Here is a 1,115-nt window from a genome sequence, read left to right as displayed (position 1 = left end):
CACTGTACACGACAATTTTCATGAGGCTCTCTCCCACCTGGTCTCAAAGAGCAGTGCTACAGCCCCAAATAGCTCTTCCAGCCACGTATCGATATGATTCAAAATACGGGCAAGATAATCCAGTCCTGCTCGGAAGATAGATTGTGCTTTTCGCCCATGGCTTTTTACCTTGATAGGCGTTGTTTCATTTATCCACTCACCTGTCTTATATGCCCAGCAAAAGGCTAATGCCAGAGTGCACAGCAATTTCGATATTTTATCCCGATCCTTCAGATGCGTGTCCTCAAGGTTAAAGCCCCGTCCTTTCATAGCCTGGAACATGGTTTCTATCTGCCATCTCTGGAGATAGTCACTAATGGCACGCCAAGGTTCGGCGTTACAGATTACCACCATCGGATCGCTCCCTTTTTTGGAGGCGGCAAGGTATACCATTTGCCCCCAGACTTTTCGTGGCTGCCGGATTGCCATGGTTTCGCCTGTTGACAGTGAAAATATTCTGGTTACTGGCAGCAACCTGTTTTGGTGCTTATTGGGAACAAGCGTATTGTTGGGAACTCTGATGCAGAAGGGCCAGTTACCATGAACCAGATATTTCAGCCATTGTTTTCCTTTAAACTCTCTATCCATTAACAGGCGCTGTATGGCTTGCTCAGGGAAAATTTTTCGGAACCTCTTCAGCAGCTCAACGCGTTCAGTCGTATTCGAGCAACCTTTTTTGGGCAGGAGTGTCCATAAAATCGGGATAGACATTCCCTTGTAGTTTATTGCCAGAAACAGGATGTTGATTTTGAAGATTCCAAACATCCAGTTAGTCCGATCCATGCTGAGCTGCCACTTGCCTTCCGGTGCGAACAGACTGGCAATCAATGTGGCCATGATACTTTCATCAAAAACCACCTCGAGAAAAAAACGCTGAATCCTTCGGTAACAGGAAAGAGTCTGCGACCTTCCGGGAAAGGTGGTTGCAAGACTTGTGAAGTTTACGGTCTGTTTTTCCAGCAACCCCAGCACAAGGAAAGCAAGGACGTTCAGGCGACACTTGTTCCATTTCAAATAGGTTCTAAACTGCGTAATGAGTAAGTCGGCGGGTTCCATAGTCGTGGGTCTTTTGTGCT

General features: G+C 46.7%; 1 protein-coding gene. It reads right to left on the bottom strand.

Annotated features, from left to right (window positions below):
* Positions 1 to 18: 18 nt before the first annotated feature.
* Positions 19 to 1,115, bottom strand: a 1,097-nt coding sequence (locus ACO6VE_RS24600; protein ID WP_422464148.1) for an IS4 family transposase, incomplete at its 5' end; no start/stop codon positions are given.

The organism is Endozoicomonas sp. ALB115 (assembly GCF_049310245.1).
Taxonomy (GTDB): domain Bacteria; phylum Pseudomonadota; class Gammaproteobacteria; order Pseudomonadales; family Endozoicomonadaceae; genus Endozoicomonas.
The sequence above is the reverse complement of the archived record's forward strand: the minus strand, read 5'-3'. Positions and strand labels throughout refer to the sequence as shown.